Raw genomic sequence first — 1,519 nt, forward strand, 5'->3', positions numbered from 1 at the left:
ACCTCGAACTCGACGACAATCTGTTCCTGCACCGGCACTTCCTGGAGATCACCGACGCCGACGGGCTGTGGTGGCTGTCGAACGTCGGCACGCGCCTCACGGCGACCGTGACCGACTCGGCCGGCGGAGTGCAGGCATGGCTCGCGCCCGGCGCCCGTCTTCCGCTGGTCTTCGAGACCACCACGGTCGTGTTCAGCGCAGGACCGACGACGTACGAGCTCACCCTGCACGCGGCCGAGCCGACGTTCCGTGCGACCAGACGCGAGCACGACGACGGCGGCGCATCGACGATCGGAGACGTACCGCTGACCCTCAGCCAGAAGCTCCTCATCCTCGCGCTGGCCGAGCCGCAGCTACGCAGGGACGGCACGGGCATGAGCGAGATCCCCACCTCGGCGAAGGCCGCGGAGCGACTCGGGTGGACGGTCACCCGCTTCAACCGCAAACTCGACAACGTGTGCGACAAGTTCGACCGGATCGGTGTGCCCGGCATGCGCGGTGGGCAGCGCAGCTTCGCGACCAACCGTCGCGCGCGGCTGGTCGAACACGTGATCGCCTCGCGCCTGGTCGGCAAGAGCGACCTGCCTCTGCTCGACACCGCGCACGCCGTCGACGAGGCCGAGGGAGAGCAGGAGTGATCTGGGAGATCGACGACCACGCTCCCGAGGTCGAAGGGCTCGACGCGCACGGACGCCCCGACCCCGCGTACGCGGCGTCGCTGGGGCTGCGACCGGCGGGACGGGGAGCGCGTGTTCTCGCCGCTCTCATCGAGTGGACGGTGGCCGTGCTCATCGCGCTTCCGGCCATCATCGCGCTGACTCCCGTGCTCGCTCAGGCGGTGTCGGGGGAGTTCGACGCGGAGACGTTCTTCGCCCGGGGTGACCTGGTGTGGCTCATCGTCGCGGCCGCGGTCTCGCAGGGGCTGATGATCGCGTATGTGGTGGTCCAGCTCGTGCTGCACGGACGCAAGGGAGTGACGCTCGGCAAGGCGATCTGTGGCATCCGCTCGGTGAACGTCCTCACTCTCGAGCGCCCGGGATTCTGGCGCGGCGCCGTGGTCCGGTACCTCGTCGCGTACGCCTCGTTCATCGTGCCGATCGTCGGCCCCGTGCTGGTGATCATGCTCTCGCCGCTCTTCGATATCGAGAAGCGCGGCCGTGGATGGCTCGACCTGGCCGCCGCGACCTGGTTCGTGGACGTGCGGGGCGGCTTGAACCCCTACGACCAGAAGCGCATGCGCATCGCGCGCAAGCGGGTGAAGACGCCGGAGCACGAGGAGAAGGCGCCGCTCCCGTCCCTGGCCACGCCGGTACATCGCGATGCCCCGGCGGAGTATGTTCCGAGTGCACGGTTCTCCGGCGGCGTGATCGGCGCGCATCGATCCGCCGGGGGCACCGCGCCGGAGCCGCAGGAGGCCCCGGGCGTCGGATCCATGGTGTCGGCCGTGCCCCCGTCGCTGGCGACGGGGGCTCCCGGCCCGGCAGCATTCTCTCCGGCTCCGGCTCCGGCTCCGGCTCCG

2 protein-coding genes are annotated in these 1,519 nt (G+C 70.2%); both read left to right on the forward strand.

Annotated elements, in window-relative coordinates; genetic code table 11:
* The coding region (locus DSP71_RS18240) for a hypothetical protein (protein ID WP_258546539.1) at window positions 1-638 on the forward strand (638 nt) is incomplete at its 5' end.
* Window positions 635-1,519 (forward strand): RDD family protein (locus DSP71_RS18245; protein WP_147251377.1); only part of this gene is annotated, 885 nt, incomplete at its 3' end. The genes DSP71_RS18240 and DSP71_RS18245, both read left to right, overlap by 4 nt.

Origin of the sequence: Microbacterium sp. H6, from assembly GCF_003314775.1 — a bacterium.
GTDB classification, from domain to species: domain Bacteria; phylum Actinomycetota; class Actinomycetes; order Actinomycetales; family Microbacteriaceae; genus Microbacterium; species Microbacterium oxydans.